General features: G+C 40.2%; 14 protein-coding genes. 7 read left to right on the forward strand and 7 right to left on the reverse strand.

The genetic code is table 11. The features are described from left to right. Position 1: 1 nt before the first annotated feature. Both frr and pyrH read right to left on the reverse strand, forming a co-directional pair. Positions 2-565 carry a ribosome recycling factor gene (frr, locus tag ACTF5Q_RS00480; RefSeq protein WP_438952775.1) on the reverse strand — a complete coding sequence of 188 codons (564 nt, stop codon included), beginning with the start codon at positions 563-565 and terminating at the stop codon, positions 2-4. A gap of 46 nt (positions 566-611) precedes the next feature. Continuing rightward, positions 612-1,349 (reverse strand): UMP kinase, encoded by a 738-nt coding sequence (gene pyrH, locus ACTF5Q_RS00485; RefSeq protein ID WP_020044765.1) that lies wholly within the window; start codon positions 1,347-1,349, stop codon positions 612-614. 120 nt (positions 1,350-1,469) lie between these two features. Here pyrH and miaA point away from each other — a divergent pair, with 120 nt between their 5' ends. The 5 genes from miaA (at position 1,470) to ACTF5Q_RS00510 (ending at position 8,661) form a co-directional block, all read left to right on the forward strand. Further along, positions 1,470-2,366: a tRNA (adenosine(37)-N6)-dimethylallyltransferase MiaA gene (gene miaA / locus ACTF5Q_RS00490; protein WP_438952776.1), complete on the forward strand. Its 897-nt coding sequence runs from the start codon at positions 1,470-1,472 to the stop codon at positions 2,364-2,366. Positions 2,367-2,542: 176 nt separating this feature from the next. Beyond that, entirely contained in the window at positions 2,543-4,195 is a 1,653-nt protein-coding gene (locus ACTF5Q_RS00495) for an ABC transporter substrate-binding protein (protein WP_438952777.1), read from the forward strand. Between the two features lie 81 nt (positions 4,196-4,276). Beyond that, a complete protein-coding gene (locus ACTF5Q_RS00500; RefSeq protein ID WP_438952778.1) occupies positions 4,277-5,323 on the forward strand; it encodes an ABC transporter permease in 1,047 nt (348 codons plus the stop codon). A gap of 11 nt (positions 5,324-5,334) precedes the next feature. Further along, positions 5,335-6,528, forward strand: coding sequence for an ABC transporter permease (locus ACTF5Q_RS00505; RefSeq protein WP_438952779.1), 1,194 nt, complete (start codon positions 5,335-5,337; stop codon positions 6,526-6,528). A 45-nt stretch (positions 6,529-6,573) separates the two neighbouring features. Next, a complete protein-coding gene (locus tag ACTF5Q_RS00510) occupies positions 6,574-8,661 on the forward strand; it encodes a dipeptide ABC transporter ATP-binding protein (RefSeq protein ID WP_438952780.1) in 2,088 nt (695 codons plus the stop codon). A 22-nt stretch (positions 8,662-8,683) separates the two neighbouring features. On the opposite strand, the gene ACTF5Q_RS00515 is transcribed toward ACTF5Q_RS00510, so the two are convergent. Genes ACTF5Q_RS00515 through ACTF5Q_RS00525 form a run of 3 tightly spaced genes read right to left on the reverse strand, consistent with a single transcriptional unit; the run spans position 8,684 to position 12,443 of the window. Then, entirely contained in the window at positions 8,684-10,618 is a 1,935-nt protein-coding gene (locus tag ACTF5Q_RS00515) for an acetoacetate--CoA ligase (RefSeq protein WP_438952781.1), read from the reverse strand. 39 nt (positions 10,619-10,657) lie between these two features. Beyond that, entirely contained in the window at positions 10,658-11,836 is a 1,179-nt protein-coding gene (locus ACTF5Q_RS00520) for an MFS transporter (protein WP_438952782.1), read from the reverse strand. A gap of 58 nt (positions 11,837-11,894) precedes the next feature. After that, positions 11,895-12,443, reverse strand: coding sequence for a tetratricopeptide repeat protein (locus tag ACTF5Q_RS00525; protein ID WP_438952783.1), 549 nt, complete (start codon positions 12,441-12,443; stop codon positions 11,895-11,897). A gap of 158 nt (positions 12,444-12,601) precedes the next feature. Here ACTF5Q_RS00525 and ssb point away from each other — a divergent pair, with 158 nt between their 5' ends. Continuing rightward, positions 12,602-13,081, forward strand: coding sequence for a single-stranded DNA-binding protein (gene ssb / locus ACTF5Q_RS00530; RefSeq protein WP_438952784.1), 480 nt, complete (start codon positions 12,602-12,604; stop codon positions 13,079-13,081). 7 nt (positions 13,082-13,088) lie between these two features. Here the strand turns inward: ssb and aroB are convergent, their stop codons facing one another. Together aroB and ACTF5Q_RS00540 are read right to left on the reverse strand one after the other, a co-directional pair. Further along, a complete protein-coding gene (gene aroB / locus ACTF5Q_RS00535; protein ID WP_438952785.1) occupies positions 13,089-14,195 on the reverse strand; it encodes a 3-dehydroquinate synthase in 1,107 nt (368 codons plus the stop codon). 4 nt (positions 14,196-14,199) lie between these two features. Further along, positions 14,200-14,742: a shikimate kinase gene (locus ACTF5Q_RS00540; protein WP_438952786.1), complete on the reverse strand. Its 543-nt coding sequence runs from the start codon at positions 14,740-14,742 to the stop codon at positions 14,200-14,202. A 251-nt stretch (positions 14,743-14,993) separates the two neighbouring features. On the opposite strand from ACTF5Q_RS00540, the gene ACTF5Q_RS00545 reads away from it, so the two are divergent. Then, positions 14,994-16,514: a hypothetical protein gene (locus tag ACTF5Q_RS00545; protein WP_438952787.1), complete on the forward strand. Its 1,521-nt coding sequence runs from the start codon at positions 14,994-14,996 to the stop codon at positions 16,512-16,514. Position 16,515 lies beyond the last annotated feature (1 nt).

A 16,515-nucleotide genomic window follows, 5' to 3' on the forward strand; every position in this document is an offset into this window, starting at 1 on the left:
GTCAAACCTGCATGATCTCATCTTGCTTAGTATTCAGAAAACTATCAATTCGCTTAACGTAGTCATCGGTCATCTCCTGGACTTCGCTCTCCCAAAACTTTTGATCATCCTCAGACATTCCATCTGATTTATATTTCTTTACCTGATCCATTCCGTCTTTTCTAATGTTGCGAATTGATATCCTAGCTTGCTCGGCATATTGAGCCGCAACTTTACTAAGTTCTTTTCGCCGCTCCTCATTTAGCTCCGGTATTGGAAGCATAATCAAAGTACCGTTCATTTGAGGATTTATACCTAAACCACTTTCTCGAATTGCTTTATCTACTAATTCTACAAGCGATTTGTCCCAAACATTAATTGTTACCATCCGAGGTTCCGGAACATTTACCGTCCCCACTTGATTAATTGGAGTCTTCTGACCATAAGCCTCAACCATTATTGGGTCTAGCATCGATGAAGATGCTCTACCCGTACGAAGCGAAGCAAATTCCGACTTCAGAGCACTCATTGCCCCATCCATTCTGCGTGTTAAGTCATCGACATCTAATTCAAATTCTTCTGACATTTTTCTGCTCTTTTCAGTAAATCATTGCATAAGAAGCACAATAATCCTAGCTATTTTCATATACTTTTGTGTAGGTACCATTTCCAGCTAAAATTGTCTTAAATCCGCCAGGTTCCGCCAGTGAAAAAACTATAATGGGCAGTTTATTGTCACGGGCAAGTGCAATAGCCGAGGCATCCATGACCTTTAGATGTTGCGAGAGTACCTGATCATAAGAAATATGATCAAATCTTTTTGCATCAGTGTGTTCAACTGGATCTTTATCGTAAACTCCATTTACTTTTGTGCCTTTAAATATAGCGTCGCAAGCCATTTCGCTCGCTCGTAAGGTCGCAGCCGTATCTGTAGTGAAATAAGGGTTTCCAGTTCCAGCAGCAAATATACATACTCTTTTTTTTTCTAAATGCCTTACTGCCCTACGACGAATATATGGCTCGCTAATTTGATCCATTGGTATGGCACTCAGCACACGTGTGTAAACACCGACACTTTCTAAAGCGCTTTGCATAGCTAAAGCATTCATTACAGTTGCAAGCATACCCATGTAGTCCGCAGTAGTTCGCTCCATCCCTTGAGCACTGCCCTGCAAACCCCTGAATATGTTTCCTCCCCCAATGACCATACATATCTCCACGCCTAACTCGTGGACAGATTTTACTTCTCGTGCAATTCTTTCAACGGTTGGTGGATTTAATCCAAAACCCTTATCTCCCATCAAAGCTTCACCCGAAATCTTCAGCATTACCCTTTTAAATTGAGGAACTTTGCTGTCAGATGAGGCCATTGATATCTCCGTCTTTAACACTTGAATGATTAGGGCAAAACAGCTGTGATAGCTAATATTATTTTCATCACTCAAGAAATTTCTTGGTTTATCTCAGAATAATTTATAAAGCACAACAGCATGACTGATACGATAACTAATAATTTTCTAAAGAAAGTAAGCAATAAGCCAATCTTACTTGTTGGACCTACAGCGTCTGGAAAATCTAAACTTGCGATGTCTTTGGCTATCAAATTGAAAAGACACATTGTTAATGCAGACTCACTCCAGGTCTACAGTAATTGGCGGATTTTAACGGCCAGACCTACATCAAAAGATGAAAAAATAATACAGCATCACTTATACGGGCACAAAGCACCTGACGAAGAGTATTCCGTTGGACATTGGTTGCGGGAATTATCAGAAATTTTAAAAACTAACAAAAATTTAATAATCGTTGGTGGAACAGGCTTATATTTTACAGCACTCACAGAGGGTCTCGTAAACATACCTAAAATTTCCAATAAAGTAAAAAATTTAAGCAAGAAAAAGCTCAATGATAATGGTATCATGGGCCTTCTACAGGATCTTGACAACGAGACCTTAGAAAATATTGATGTTAAGAATCCAATGCGGGTTGTTCGAGCATGGGAAGTTTTCCATGAAACTGGTAAGTCCTTAAAAAGATGGCAAAGTGAGACCGAGCTTGCAATTTTACCTGTAAGTGAATGTCATCCGTTAGTAGTTAATCCAGACAAAGCTGATTTAGATAAAAAAATACGACTTCGCTTTGAACAAATGATCAAAATGGGGGCTTTGGATGAGGCAAAAAAAAATCTGGTTAATTGGAATGAAAATTCACTCGCAAGCAAAGCAATTGGCGCCTCAGAATTGATCGCACATTTAAAAGGTGAATTGTCGATTAACCAGGCAATAGAAAACGCGTCAATAGCTACAAGGCAATATGCTAAAAGGCAAAAAACCTGGATTAAAACACGAATGACTGACTGGAACGACATAACCGATCTAACTTTGTAAAGGTATGTCGTTTATCAATCATATGCCTGTCGTATTTTGACAAGGAAATGCCGATAACTACTGTTGACCTTCACTATCTTTTAATGCCTCATATCAGGTACGGTTGAAGTTTCAGGCATTATTTTGTATGCTTCTGCTTCTAGATTTAAATTAGGTGTCATAACAGGGAGACAAAAATGACGCATAAAAACGTACGAGGAGAAATCCATCCAGTTGCTCAGATGTATGCTAAAGAACATCTCGATGGCGAAATGGATAGAAGAGAATTTATGGCTCGAGCCACAGCCCTGGGAGTCACGGCTGCTGGTGCATATGGACTTATTGGCGCTTCGACGCCAGTAGCAGCTGGCGGACATTTACAACAAGGTGGCACAATGCGGATGGCAATGGAATGCATTGCACTTAAAGATCCAAGAACTTTTGATTGGACACAACTTGCGCATTTCACTGCTGGGACACTGGAATATCTAGTTGAATATAATAACGATGGTTCAATTACACCAAACTTATTAGAAGGTTGGTCTGCGAACTCAGATGCTACAAAGTATACACTTAACGTTCGTAAAGGCGTAAAGTGGAACAACGGCGACGATTTCACAGCTGACGACGTTGCGCGAGTCATTGAAGGCTGGTGCGATAAATCAGTTGAAGGTAATTCAATGGCCGGACGCATGGCTTCATTGATCGATGCGGATACTGGCAAGGCAGCGGCTGGTGCAATTAAGGTTGTAAATAGCCACACAGTTGAAATAACATGTGTCGCTTCTGACATCACGGTAATCGCAGGCATGGCGGACTACCCAGCTGCCGTTGTTCACTCTAGTTTCAACCCAGACACAATGGGAACATCTGCCCTAGTAGGAACAGGTCCTTTTATACCAGAAAGTTATGAGACAGGCGTTAAAGCAGTGACTGTAAAAAATGAAGGGCACGATTGGTGGGGCTATGCTGTAGGCCGAACAGTTCCATTGGATCGTATTGAATTCATTGATTACGGTACTGATCAATCTGCATACATTGCAGCTGCTGAGGGCGATGAAGTGGATGTTTTCTACGAAACTGTTGGTGAATTCGTTGATATTGTACCCTCAATCGGATGGGAAAACTCTACAATTTCCACGGGCTCAACCATCGTAATTCGGCCAAACCAACTAGCCGACGCGTATAAAGATAAGCGCGTTAGACAGGCTCTTGCAATGGCTGTTGATAACTCAGTTTGCCTGGAATTAGGCTATGCGGGGAAAGGATCCCCAGCTAATAACTTCCATTCTGGGCCAATGCACCCGGAGCACGATGATAGCGTAACCCGGCTACCATTCGATCCTGCCAAAGCGATGGCTTTGATGAAGGAAGCTGGTATGGAAGACTATGAACATGAACTGCATTCTATAGATGACGATTGGCGCAAAAACACCACAGACTCTGTTGCAGCGCAGCTGCGAGACGCTGGTTTTAAAGTCAAGAGGACTATTTTACCTGGCTCAACATTCTGGAATGATTGGACAAAATATCCGTTCAGCTCAACGAACTGGAACCACAGACCGTTTGCAACCCAAGTTTGGGGCTTAGCTTACCGGTCAGGTGAAGCTTGGAATGAGTTCGCGTGGGATAATAAAGAATTTGATGCTCTATTGGCAGAAGCAAACTCTATTGCTGATGCTGACGAAAGACGTAAAATCGCTGGCAAGTGTCAAGCTCTAATCAGAGATGAGGGTGTAACAATTCAACCGTACTGGAGAAATCTCTATAGAAGCCACAGACCTGACCTGCAGTGTGAGCAGCACATAGCGTACCACCCACACGTTTATAAGTGGGGCTTCAAAGCTTAATATTAAATAAACTAGGGCCGCGCCAAATTTAGGCGCGGCTTTGATATAACCTCTTTAATCTCTAAAGTTTACGGGTAATAAATGGCACTATTCATACTTCGACGAATAGCGATAATGCTGTTTACGTCCCTATGCCTGACATTCGTAGTATTCTTTCTCACAAATCTTTATCCAAATTTGGAAAAAATGGCGAAAACCCAGGGCAATTTTCGTATGAACGATGAAGCCGTCCTCTCCTTTTTGGAAAACAGAGGGTATCTCCTACCGCTACCGGTTAAATATGGTGAATGGTTAGGAGTATATCCAGGATACGTAATTGAAGGCTCAGACGGAGAGATACGAGGGAGATGTTTTAAAAGTGATCAAATTCCATCTGAAGCTCCCAGGTATTGTGGCATATTACAGGGTTACTGGGGGTACTCTACCCGCTTTAAAAGCGATGTGTGGGGTATAGTCACAACCCGATTGGGCCTAACTGGAATTTTAATGTTTTGGGTCATGGCTCTGATGGTGCCAAGCGCTTTAATCATTGGAATATTAGCAGGAATGCGCGAAGGAAGCCGTACCGACAGATCCCTATCAACTTTTTCAATTGTCACGACTGCGACCCCCGAATACGTATCTGGGGTCATTCTAATAGCAGTTTTTGCATCAAGCGCGTTTGGACTTAAATGGTTTAAAGGTACTGCTACAGCAGCGATGGACAATCCAAACTTAGAAAACTTTTTTCTACCAGTCGTAACAATAGCCATCTATGGGATGGGTTACATTGCTCGAATGACCCGTGCCTCAATGGCTGAGGTAATGACAGCTCAATATATCAGAACAGCCCGTCTGAAAGGTGTATCTTTTCCAAACATAGTTTTAAAGCATGCTCTAAGAAACGCACTGATTGCTCCATTCACAGTTATAATGCTTCAATTCCCATGGCTGTTAAATGGTGTTGTAATTGTTGAGACCCTATTTAACTATAAGGGTTTTGGATGGGCTCTTGTGCAAGCGGCAGGTAACAATGACATAGAACTTTTGCTGGGCGTATCTGTTGTATCAGTATTCGTCGTTTTAGTTACACAACTCATATCTGATATTGGGTATGTATACCTAAATCCCCGCATCAGTGTCACTTAGGGATTATTGATATGGATTTGTTAACTTGGAGTGACATAATTATCCAGATAGTACTCAGACTAGGGCCAGTTTGGGTTGCTTTGGTTATTCTGTTTCTTGTTTCATTTAGATTTAAACGTTCACTTGGTCTCTACGGAAAATTATTTGACTCAACAATCGGCATGATTGGCTTTGCAATAGTGATGTTCTGGGTTTTCGCAGGTTTTTTTGCTGGAGCCCTTGACTGGATTACAACACACGATCCATTAGCACAGTTCTCTGGTATGAAAAATAAAGTCCCTGGGACACCACTTCGCGGCGCCGAAGATGGCGACTTTAGTCACTTTCTATTAGGAGGCGATCATCTCGCTCGCGATGTTTTCAGCAGAATGATTGCAGGTTCCACTATAGTTATCATTATTGCTCCGATGGCGACATTATTTGCTTTTATGGTGGGTATAACTTTAGGGGTTCCTGCAGGATATTACGGAGGGCGCCTTGATACAACGATTTCGTTTATAGCTAACTTGATATTAGCATTTCCAGTTATTTTGCTATTCTATCTTCTGGTCACACCAGAAATTCGGTTAACTGGATTACCCCAATATATGGCTGTTGTCCTTTTCCTATTTCCTCTGATATTCTTTACTGTGCTTGTGAATTCGCGCTTTCACATAGTCCCAACTAAAAGAAACGCATTGCTCGGTATTGGCCTCGCTGTCCTGGGTATTTTATATATTTCACTGATTAATGAAGCCGGCAGCAAAATTTCCTTTTTATCATCTATCGATCTATTCGATGTCGACGCGGGACTACTAACAGTATTTGTCTCAGTTGTTTTTGTAAATGCTCCAACAGTTTTCCGTATTGTAAGGGGTTTAACGATGGACATAAAAACCAGAGATTATGTTGCAGCAGCTCAAACCCGAGGTGAAGGCGCTTGGTATATAATGCTGTGGGAAATATTACCGAATGCTAGAGGTCCTCTTATCGTCGATTTTTGCCTACGAATAGGATACACAACTATACTTTTGGGAACTCTGGGTTTTTTTGGCCTTGGGCTTGCACCAGAGGATCCAAACTGGGGTGCTACTATTAACGATGGTCGTAAGTTGCTTTCAATTTACCCCCACCCTGCTCTAGTCCCATCTATTGCTTTGCTAAGTTTGGTCCTAGGATTAAATTTACTAGCAGACGGCCTAAGAGAAGAAAGCCTAAAAGATTAAAAAAGTTTGTGCTATTCACAACAAGAGGTCTAAACAGAGAATATAATGTCAAAAATTAGCTACGATGGACCAATTTTAGAGATTGATCAACTTTCCATTTCGTTCTTCACCCGCCTTCGAGAAATCCCTGCCGTAATGGACTTCTCTGTGGTCGTACAACCTGGAGAAGCCGTTGGTTTGGTGGGTGAATCTGGCTGTGGAAAATCGACAGTTGCTTTAGGTGTTATGCAGGACTTAGGAGTAAATGGCCACATTGTTGGAGGAAAAATTAAATTTAAAGGGCAAGATCTGGGTAAGATGAGCGCTGAACAGTTGCGAGATATTCGAGGCAATGAAATTGCAATGATTTATCAAGAACCCATGGCGTCTTTGAACCCAGCCATGAAAGTTGGAAAGCAGCTGATAGAAGTTCCTATTATTCACGAGGGTGTATCGGAGAAGGAAGCTTTGCGAAGAGCAAAAGAAGTTCTTATCGATGTAAAACTACCGGATCCAGAGAGAATTTTGCAGTCATATCCTCATCAACTTTCAGGTGGTCAACAGCAGCGCATAGTCATCGCTATGGCTTTAATGTCTAAACCATCTCTTTTAATTTTAGATGAACCAACGACAGCGTTGGATGTAACAGTCGAAGCCGCCGTGGTAGATCTAGTTAAAGACTTAGGCAAAAAATATGGCACTTCTATGCTGTTTATCTCGCACAATCTGGGATTAATTTTAGAAACTTGTGATCAAATTTGTGTTATGTATTCTGGTGAAGCCGTAGAAACAGGTTCAATATCAGATGTTTTTGATAAAATGCAGCATCCCTACACTCAGGCTCTATTCCGATCCATCCCTCTTCCAGGCGCTGATAAAAATAGTCGCCCCCTGGTAGCAATTCCAGGCAACTTTCCATTGCCTCATGAACGACCAAGCGGATGCAATTTTGGTCCAAGATGTAATTATTTTAAAGATGGCTTATGTAACACCCAAGCTATCCCGATGAACAAAATTAAAGGTTTTGAGCGACATTTCAGTCGATGTTCGAGAATAGATGAAATTGATTGGGATACACCAATTTCAAATTCTTCACAGTTCGAAAGTCTGCCACCTGGGGATGTGGTTCTAAAAATAGATAATCTGAAGAAATATTACGAAGTAGCAGCTAATGCATTATTCGGCTCAAGTGGCACATATAAAACAGTGAAGGCAAATGAGACACTTTCGTTTGAAGCTAGGGAGAGTGAAACATTAGCGATAGTTGGCGAATCTGGCTGTGGGAAATCTACATTTGCAAAAGTATTGATGGGTCTGGAGACCGCGACCGACGGCGGCATCCTTTTAGACAATGAAAATATAGGATCTACGCCAATAGAAGCTCGAGACACTCAAACGGTCGCAGATATTCAAATGGTTTTTCAGAACCCATTTGATACGCTTAATCCATCAATGACAGTAGGCCGTCAGATAGTAAGGGCACTGGAAGTATTTAAATACGGCCAAAGTGATGACGAGAGAAATGACCGCATGCTTCAGCTACTTGATTTGGTGAAGTTACCCCGTGCATTTGCAACCAGAATGCCTCGCCAACTTTCAGGAGGTCAAAAGCAGCGGGTTGGAATAGCGCGCGCTTTTGCTGGTGGCGCTCGGATTGTAGTTGCAGACGAGCCAGTATCAGCGCTGGATGTATCTGTGCAGGCTGCAGTCACTGATTTACTAATGGAAATTCAAAGAAAAGAAAAAACAACTCTGCTCTTTATAAGTCATGATCTTTCAATTGTACGTTATCTTTCAGATAGGGTTATGGTGATGTACCTTGGTCACGTTGTTGAGTTGGGAACAACGGACCAAGTCTTTTCACCGCCCTATCATCCATACACGGAGGCACTACTGTCTGCGGTTCCAATTGCCGATACGAGTATTGAGAAAAAACATATAGTGCTAGAGGGAGATATTCCGTCCGCGATGAACCCACCTTCTGGTTGTCCATTTCAAACTAGATGCCGATGGAAAAAAGACGTTCCTGGTTCACTATGCGAAACAGAAGTACCACCAATAAAAACTTTAGACGGCGGACACCAAATCAAGTGCCATTTAGTAAAATCTAAATTGGAAAAAATGGAACCAGTTATCAAAATTGCAGCTGAATAAGTTTATATTTTATTAGCAAAAGTTATTCCAATGCCAGTTCGGGCCGATCTCTAAAGTAATCAAGGGCTTCCGGGTTAGCGAGAGCTTCTTTATTTTTTACCTCCCTTCCATGAACAATATCCCTAACAGGTATTTCAACGATCTTACCTGACTTTGTTCTTGGTATATCTTCTACCTGAAGTATTTTTGATGGCACATGACGACTGGTGCAATTATCTTTTATTAATTTTTTAATAGTATCAGCCAAAGTTTCAGTTAAATTAATCCCCTCTCTTAACTTAACAAACAAGACTATTCGCGTATCACTTTCCCATATTTGTCCTATAACAATACTTTCTAAAACTTCGTTGACCCTATCCACTTGTCTGTATATCTCAGCAGTCCCAATCCTTACGCCTCCAGGATTTAAGGTTGCATCGGATCTGCCATAAATAATATATCCGCCATCAACTGTTTGCTCGGCAAAATCACCATGAGCCCATACTCCCTCAAAACGATCAAAGTAGGCTGCATGGTATTTCTTACCATCGATATCATTCCAAAATTTAACTGGTCTGGATGGAAACGGCTTTGTGCAAACTAATTCCCCTCTTTCTCCTCGATTAACCCTGCCACTGCTATTCCAAATTTCTACCGCCATACCTAAGCCAGCACCCTGAATCTCTCCACGTCTTACCGGGATAGTGGGAACTCCTATAACAAAACATGACACGATGTCTGTTCCCCCCGAAATGGAAGCTAAATGAACATACCCCACATTTTTGTAAATATAATCATAACACTCTGCACTAAGGGGTGAGCCTGTTGAGCAAATAACCTTCAAATTACTCAGTTTAAAAATTGCACTTGGATTGACATCATTTTTCATTAACGTTTCGATGTATTTTGCCGAGGTGCCGAAATGGCTGCACTGCTCTTCATCTGCAAACTTCCAAAGAACGGTATTATCTGGATATGTAGGAGATCCATCATAGAGCATGATGGTTGCTCCGGTTCCAAGAGCTGAAACCAGCCAATTCCACATCATCCAGCTGCAAGTTGTAAAATAAAATACTCTATCGCCGGAAGAAATGTTTGTTTGAAGCTGGTGTTCTTTCAAATGCTGAACAAGAGTACCTCCATGCCCATGTACGATGCATTTTGGCACGCCAGTGGTACCAGAAGAATACATTATATAAAGGGGATGATCAAAACTCACACGCTCAAAACCAATTTCGCTTGCTTCATAGTTTTCTGCAATTTCCTGATAGGAAACTGAATTATCAATAATAATATTACTTAGAGACGCATAATCGAATATAACCACCTGCTTTAAAGAGGGTAATCGAGCTGTGAAGGACTTTATTTTATCTAAACAATTATGTGTTTTTCCATTATAAAAATATCCATCTACGCAGAAAAGGACTTTAGGCTCAATTTGTCCAAACCGATCAATCACTCCCTGTTCCCCAAAGTCAGGCGAACAGCTAGACCAAATTGCTCCAACTGAAGCAGTAGCTAGCATTGCCACTATTGAGCCTGCAAAATTGGGTAGAAAACCAGCCACTCGATCACCTTTAGTCACGCCGAGTTCTTTCAGATGCTGTGCTGTCTTACTTACTTGATTATATAGTTCAGCAAAACTAAGTGTTTCTGAAATACGATCTTCGCACCGGAAAATCAAAGCCTCATCATCACTTCGATTTTTTAGCATATTTTCAGCAAAATTTAATTTTGATTGAGGAAACCATTTTGCCGAAAATATTTTTTCTCCCTCGTATATAGGTCCATTCCATTCACCTTCAACTTTGCAAAACTCAATTATAAATCGCCAAAACTCAGGATTTGATATGGAAAAGTGATGTAACTCATCATACGACTTGAGGTGTTTACCAGTATTTTCTTCAACAAAGTCAGTAAATTTTTTTAAGTTTGAATTCAAAATTTGATCTTGTGAGGGTATCCAAACAACCGCCATTTTATGTATACCTCCATATTAACATCCAATAAAAACAAATTACTTCGAAAAGTATGGCTCTTTCTTAATCATAATCAGAAGCATTAAACAGCTTAAAATAAGTAAAGGAATGCAAAGGGAAAAAGACCATCTTAGACTATAAGCCTCTCCAACAAAGCCAAGAATGGGAGGTCCTAAAAGAAACATTCCAAAGGCAAACTGGGTAAGAGATGCCACATTAGTTTCTGCTGGACGATCACTTCTAGAAGCAGCTATTGAAATCGCCATCGGGAAAATTACTGCACTACCAGCTCCCATAAATAGGAACCCCAATATTGCCAATATACTTGAGTTTGATAAAACAACTAAAAATATGCCTAAGAACATGAAAAAAAGGCTCGCAACGCTTATCAAAATGGGTCCAAATTTATTTAGTAAATTATCGCCAAAAAATCTTACCAAAGCTTGAGAAAAAGCAGCCATTGCGAGAGAAAAGCCAGAAATAAAAGGAGAAGCAGAATGTATCTCCCTCATAAATATTACTGACCAGTCAATATTAGCACCCTCTACCAGCATTGCTGACATGGTGAATAGGACCATCACAAAAATAGGGCCGGTTGGAAGTGAAAACTTTTTAATCTTTGTAACATTGGTGTGCCTTGGAGAGGCAACGATATAATCCTCGAAAATTATTTTTGATATAAGAAAAGCTATTCCACAAACTAACAAAAAATGTATTTCTAACATCACTTTAAATTGAGAAAATAATGCCCCCACTACGGCGGTGGAAAAAAATCCAATAGACCAAAAAGCATGACTTCTATTCATGATACGGCTGCCCAAAGCATGCTCAACTCGATCAGCCTCAAGGTTAATCGCCACTTCCACTACAGCCACAAAGGCACCACATATGATCAGAAAAAAAGCAAAAAATGCGATTTGATTTACTGCAACTGCTGCAAATTGTGTAAAGCAAATTGATGGAATTCCTAAACAAATAACATTTTTTAATGAAATGGCTCTAACCAACCTATCAGCGAATAAAAGTGTGACCTGAAGCCCAAGAGGAATGCAAAGAAGCAACAAACCCAATTCGGCTTTATCAATCTCTAAAGAAGTTTGAATATCATCCAAACGAGGAAACATTGCACCCAGGGAAAATGCATAAATAAAGAAACCCACAAAAACTATTTGATGAGGGTTTCCCTTTATCGTCTGTATTATTTTTGGATTATTCACATTTATTCTATTATCAGACTATTTCTCAAAATGAGAAATGTCACAAATGTATCGAGAACTAAAGAGTATTTATGCCTAAATAGTTTTTAAGCGTGATAATCTTTTGAACAGCATCAGCATTACTTGGAAAAATATTTACTAAGTCCTCGTATGCTTTCAGAGCTCTTTCGGGATCTCCCAACCGAAGGTGTATCATGCCAAGACCAGATAGCGCCCCAAAATGTCTCGGTTCCAGAGTTAGAACCTTTTCGACATCCTTGAGCGAACCTTCAAAATCCCATAACATGAATCGAAGGGTTGCCCTTTTATTCCAAGCCTCAGTAAAATTTGGATTTACTTCTATTAGTTTTGTGAAAATATTTTCAGCTCGACCCAAGTTTCCTTCTGACATCGCGACTAAACCCTCAGACATCAAAGACTCTTCATCACTATTCTTATGAGCGCTAGTCCATTCTCTCCAAAGCTTATCGACAATTGGACCCGCTTCATCCATGGACTGCGCACGCTCAAGTTGGTCTAAAAGTGTTTGTGTTGTGGAGCTCGCATTTAATATAGAGGCTACCATTAGCCAAAGGCAGCCGGAAAAAATTGTTAGACTTCTTTTCATAAAAAAGAAATAGCTCTCTAAATCTTTGTAGCAAGTGAAAGTCGAAAGCATCGATTAAAAAGATTGAATGGAAAATACTGATTGATCAATTTTACTCTTTCATTCTGACTTGGAAATGCTGTACTACTTTTCTTATTTGGATCGGAAAGGTAAGTATTATGGCAGGGTCAGTAAATAAAGTAATCCTACTAGGAAATTTAGGTCGTGACCCGGAAGTCCGTAACTTTCCAAATGGTGGAAAAGTGGCAAATTTCAGTATTGCGACATCTGAGACATGGAAAGACCGAAATACTGGCGAACGACGAGAGAGAACTGAATGGCACAATATTTCGATTACGAATGAAGCACTTGTACGTGTTGCTGAACAGTACCTAAAGAAAGGTTCTAAAGTTTACGTGGAAGGACAGTTAGAAACACGTAAATGGCAGGATCAAGCTGGAAATGATCGATATACTACCGAAGTAGTTCTAAGGCCATATAGAGGCGAACTCACAATGTTGGATAGCAGGAACTCAGGTTCAGATATAGAAGGTTCAGATTACTCACAACTTGAAAATAAATCTCAAAATAGTGATTTATCAAATAATGATCAGACGAGTTACGCCTCTAATGATCTCGATGATGAAATACCCTTTTAAGGTGTACTTAAAGTTCCAAGGACTGCTGTAGAACTTCTAATATTAGGGCTTTGTCTATATTCTCGTGGACCATAGCTTTTCCTATATCACTGGCTAATATGAATCGTATCACTCCATTCACGACTTTTTTATCTTGGGCCATTAAATCATATATTTGCTCTGCGTTCCCCACAAAACCATTTATTTGAAAAATATCAGTCGCTACGTTGATGGAATGATAATGCTCCCTAACTCTACTAGGCACCTCCTGAGAGCATAGCCCAAGTCTAGAAGAGACTTCAAATGCTAAATTACAACCAATAGAGACACCTTCTCCGTGCAATAATATGTCACTGAAGTTTGTGACTGCTTCCAATGCATGACAAAAGGTATGTCCTAAATTTAGAAGTGCACGCTCACCATATTCTCGCTCATCATTTTCAACAATTTTAGCTTTTATTTGACAAGACCTTTTAATAGCTTCCATGCGGAGTTCAACATCCCCATCTATTAAAGAGGCAGCGTTTTCTTCTAACCATCTAAAAAATTTCTCGTCGCCAAGCAATCCGTATTTGGCCACTTCTCCGTAACCAGATAAAAAATCCCGATGAGGAAGTGTCTCCAACGCTTCAGTGTCTGCAATAACAACTGCAGGCTGATGGAATGCACCAACTAAATTTTTACCGAAACTCACATTAATACCCGTTTTACCTCCAATGGAGCTATCGACTTGAGCAAGCAAAGAAGTCGGAATTTGCGCAAATTGTACGCCGCGTCTTACGGTTGCGGCTGCGAAGCCCACTAAATCACCTATCACTCCACCACCGAGAGCAACCACCAGATCGTTACGCTCTACTTTCTGCTCTAAAATCCATTCCACAACTCGAATTAAGTACTTCCAGGACTTTGTACTTTCACCACCGGGAAGAACTAATGAGGAAACGGATACTCCTGCTGATTTCATCGAACTTTCAAAAAAACGCAAATGTAATGGGGCAACGTTCTGATCTGTGATTACAACAACACGATTGTTAGATAGTAACGGTGCAATTATTTGACCAGAATTTTTAATTAAACCATGGCCAATTAATATGTCGTAGGAGTGTTTATCTAAACCTACACTTACCTTTTGCATTAAATTATTCCTCAAACAAGTTAGGAAATGATCTTAGACTATTTATTACTTTTTGGGCCATATCCTCAACGGTGTAATGCGATGAAGCCTTAACTGAGAGATCAGCTTTCTTATATATGGGCTGCCTTTCAAGGTGAAGCATTTTTAAAGTTTCAAAAGGATTTGGAGATTTGAGGAGAGGCCTGGTATCTTTGTTTTTTACTCGCGACCACAGCAAATCAATCTCGACATCCAGCCATAAGGATACACCAAGCGAACTTATTGCTTGTCTATTGGCTTCTTGTATAAATGCCCCTCCCCCTGTGGATAGAATACTTGGGGAACCCTTCATTAAACGTAAAATTACTTGAGCTTCCCTTTCTCTGAAAAAATCTTCCCCATCACGGGTAAAAATTTCTTGAATAGACATATTAGCTGCTTTTTCAATCTCAGTATCAGCATCAAGGAATGGCACGTTTAGTTTTGATGCAACTACTCTTCCCACGGCAGTCTTCCCCGCACCCATCATACCAATAAATGCAATGGTTTTTTTTAATTGTTCTTTCATAGCTCCTTTATCAAGAAACTAGGTTCAAATTTCAATGACTGTTTGTTATTAGATTAACTTGACAATACTTTCAGGACTAACTTCAATAATGTTTGAATAGCAGGTATATAATATGGGTAAAATTATTAAGTGGCTTTTCTATTTTTCCGCATTAGGAGCGGTAGCATTAATTATATTTGCCTATATTGGACCTTTCCTGGGATTTGATTTCACTCCAAAACAAAAAATTATAAATTTACCTGTGGAGCTTCATGAGAACTAAAGCGAGCTTTATTTTTACTTCAATTGCGGCTACCGCAGTTTTTACTGGAACAGTCTCATCAAAGTTTCTCGAAAATAATTATTATGTGTATAATAGCCAAAAGTTAATTAATTCTCATAATCTGGTCCAGGTAAGTCAAACGGCCCTACCAGAAATAGAAGTAACCAAATTAGACGATGTTCCACGCAGTTCAGTTGGCCTTTTACCACCAACGGTTACCGGCTTTCCTGCTAGTATGTGGAAGGAAAGCCAAGCAGACGATTTAGTGCGATTATTACGGGAACTTGGGTCGCCAACCTCACCAGCCGCACAAAAGTTACTATTCCAAATGCTTTTAGCGGAAGCAGAAGCACCTTTATCATTGGACGATACAGAAGAATTTCTCTCTGAAAGGATATCGATTTTGATTAGTTCAGGAGCGATTGATCCAGCAATTGCGCTTCTAGAACGCGCTTCACCATTACCTCCACAGCTCGTGCCTAAATTGTTCGAAGCATCATTGTTAGGCAGTCAATACGAGCCAGCCTGTAAACAAGTATTGGAGCTTGGTGCTAATTATAAAAATGATGCTGGTAGAATTTATTGCCATGCACTTGAAGGTGATTGGCTAACTGCATCGCTGATTTACAACACATCGAAAGCTCTGGACAGTGTTGAAACTTCTACTTTGGTACTATTAGGGGAATTTTTGGAAATTGACGAAGCAACGCAAAAATTTTTTCCAACGCCAGAAATAAACCTAAGTCCATTAGATTTCAAATTATACGAAACACTGGGCTACCATATTGTAAGAGAGGATTTAGCTAACGCATTTATCTTTAGTGATTTATCAGGCGAGAACGGGTGGTATGCCCAACTCACTGCAGCTGAAAAACTAGCAGAATATGGCGTTATTGATGCTAACAGATTTTTGGGAATATTTACAGCCTATGAACCTACTTCATCCTATGGCATTTGGGAAAGAGTAAGCGCTATACAACGTCTTGATAAAGCTCTTGCCTCATCAGATAGCACTAAAGAAGTAGAATTAGCACTAAAGAATGCATGGCAATTATTTCGATTCACTGCAAATTCTTCAATTTTTGCGGAAATATTTACCCCAAGACTTTTAGAAACAAAACTCACTCCAAATTCAGAAATTATGGCTATAAAAATTGGAATGCTTTCCTCAAACTACAATAACATAATATCTAACCCACTGGCAATTAACGCTTTAGAGCCAATTATTTTTGCTTTCACAAACCGCGAGGTGCAGTTTGTCAAACCAAAGAATGCTCTTGAAAAAACTCTTTTGGATGCATTTTATCGCCCAAGAGTGCCCAGTTATGTGAGATTACAACTGGCAGATGGAAAATTAGGGGAAGTTATTTTGAATGCATTAATACAATTGGAGCGAGGTATATCCGGTGACATGCAAGATTTACTTGAATCAATATCTACGCTTCGACACGTTGGGTTGGAAAGAGTATCACAGCGAACTGCCTTATGGTTAATACTGAGTGAAACTTAAG

The sequence above is a fragment of the Candidatus Salinivivens marinus genome (assembly GCF_965655845.1).
Taxonomy (GTDB): Bacteria; Pseudomonadota; Alphaproteobacteria; order Rhodobacterales; family Rhodobacteraceae; genus Salinivivens; species Salinivivens marinus.

What these genes read in the sequence shown, in the direction of transcription:
- ACTF5Q_RS00495 (WP_438952777.1), top strand. Translation starts at nt 2,543, where the DNA reads ATGACGCATAAAAACGTACGAGGAGAAATCCATCCAGTTGCTCAGATG.
- miaA (WP_438952776.1), top strand. Translation starts at nt 1,470, where the DNA reads ATGACTGATACGATAACTAATAATTTTCTAAAGAAAGTAAGCAATAAG.
- ACTF5Q_RS00505 (WP_438952779.1), top strand. Translation starts at nt 5,335, where the DNA reads ATGGATTTGTTAACTTGGAGTGACATAATTATCCAGATAGTACTCAGA.
- ssb (WP_438952784.1), top strand. Translation starts at nt 12,602, where the DNA reads ATGGCAGGGTCAGTAAATAAAGTAATCCTACTAGGAAATTTAGGTCGT.
- ACTF5Q_RS00545 (WP_438952787.1), top strand. Translation starts at nt 14,994, where the DNA reads ATGAGAACTAAAGCGAGCTTTATTTTTACTTCAATTGCGGCTACCGCA.
- aroB (WP_438952785.1), bottom strand. Translation starts at nt 14,195, where the DNA reads ATGCAAAAGGTAAGTGTAGGTTTAGATAAACACTCCTACGACATATTA.
- frr (WP_438952775.1), bottom strand. Translation starts at nt 565, where the DNA reads ATGTCAGAAGAATTTGAATTAGATGTCGATGACTTAACACGCAGAATG.
- ACTF5Q_RS00515 (WP_438952781.1), bottom strand. Translation starts at nt 10,618, where the DNA reads ATGGCGGTTGTTTGGATACCCTCACAAGATCAAATTTTGAATTCAAAC.
- ACTF5Q_RS00500 (WP_438952778.1), top strand. Translation starts at nt 4,277, where the DNA reads ATGGCACTATTCATACTTCGACGAATAGCGATAATGCTGTTTACGTCC.
- ACTF5Q_RS00510 (WP_438952780.1), top strand. Translation starts at nt 6,574, where the DNA reads ATGTCAAAAATTAGCTACGATGGACCAATTTTAGAGATTGATCAACTT.
- ACTF5Q_RS00525 (WP_438952783.1), bottom strand. Translation starts at nt 12,443, where the DNA reads ATGAAAAGAAGTCTAACAATTTTTTCCGGCTGCCTTTGGCTAATGGTA.
- ACTF5Q_RS00540 (WP_438952786.1), bottom strand. Translation starts at nt 14,742, where the DNA reads ATGAAAGAACAATTAAAAAAAACCATTGCATTTATTGGTATGATGGGT.
- pyrH (WP_020044765.1), bottom strand. Translation starts at nt 1,349, where the DNA reads ATGGCCTCATCTGACAGCAAAGTTCCTCAATTTAAAAGGGTAATGCTG.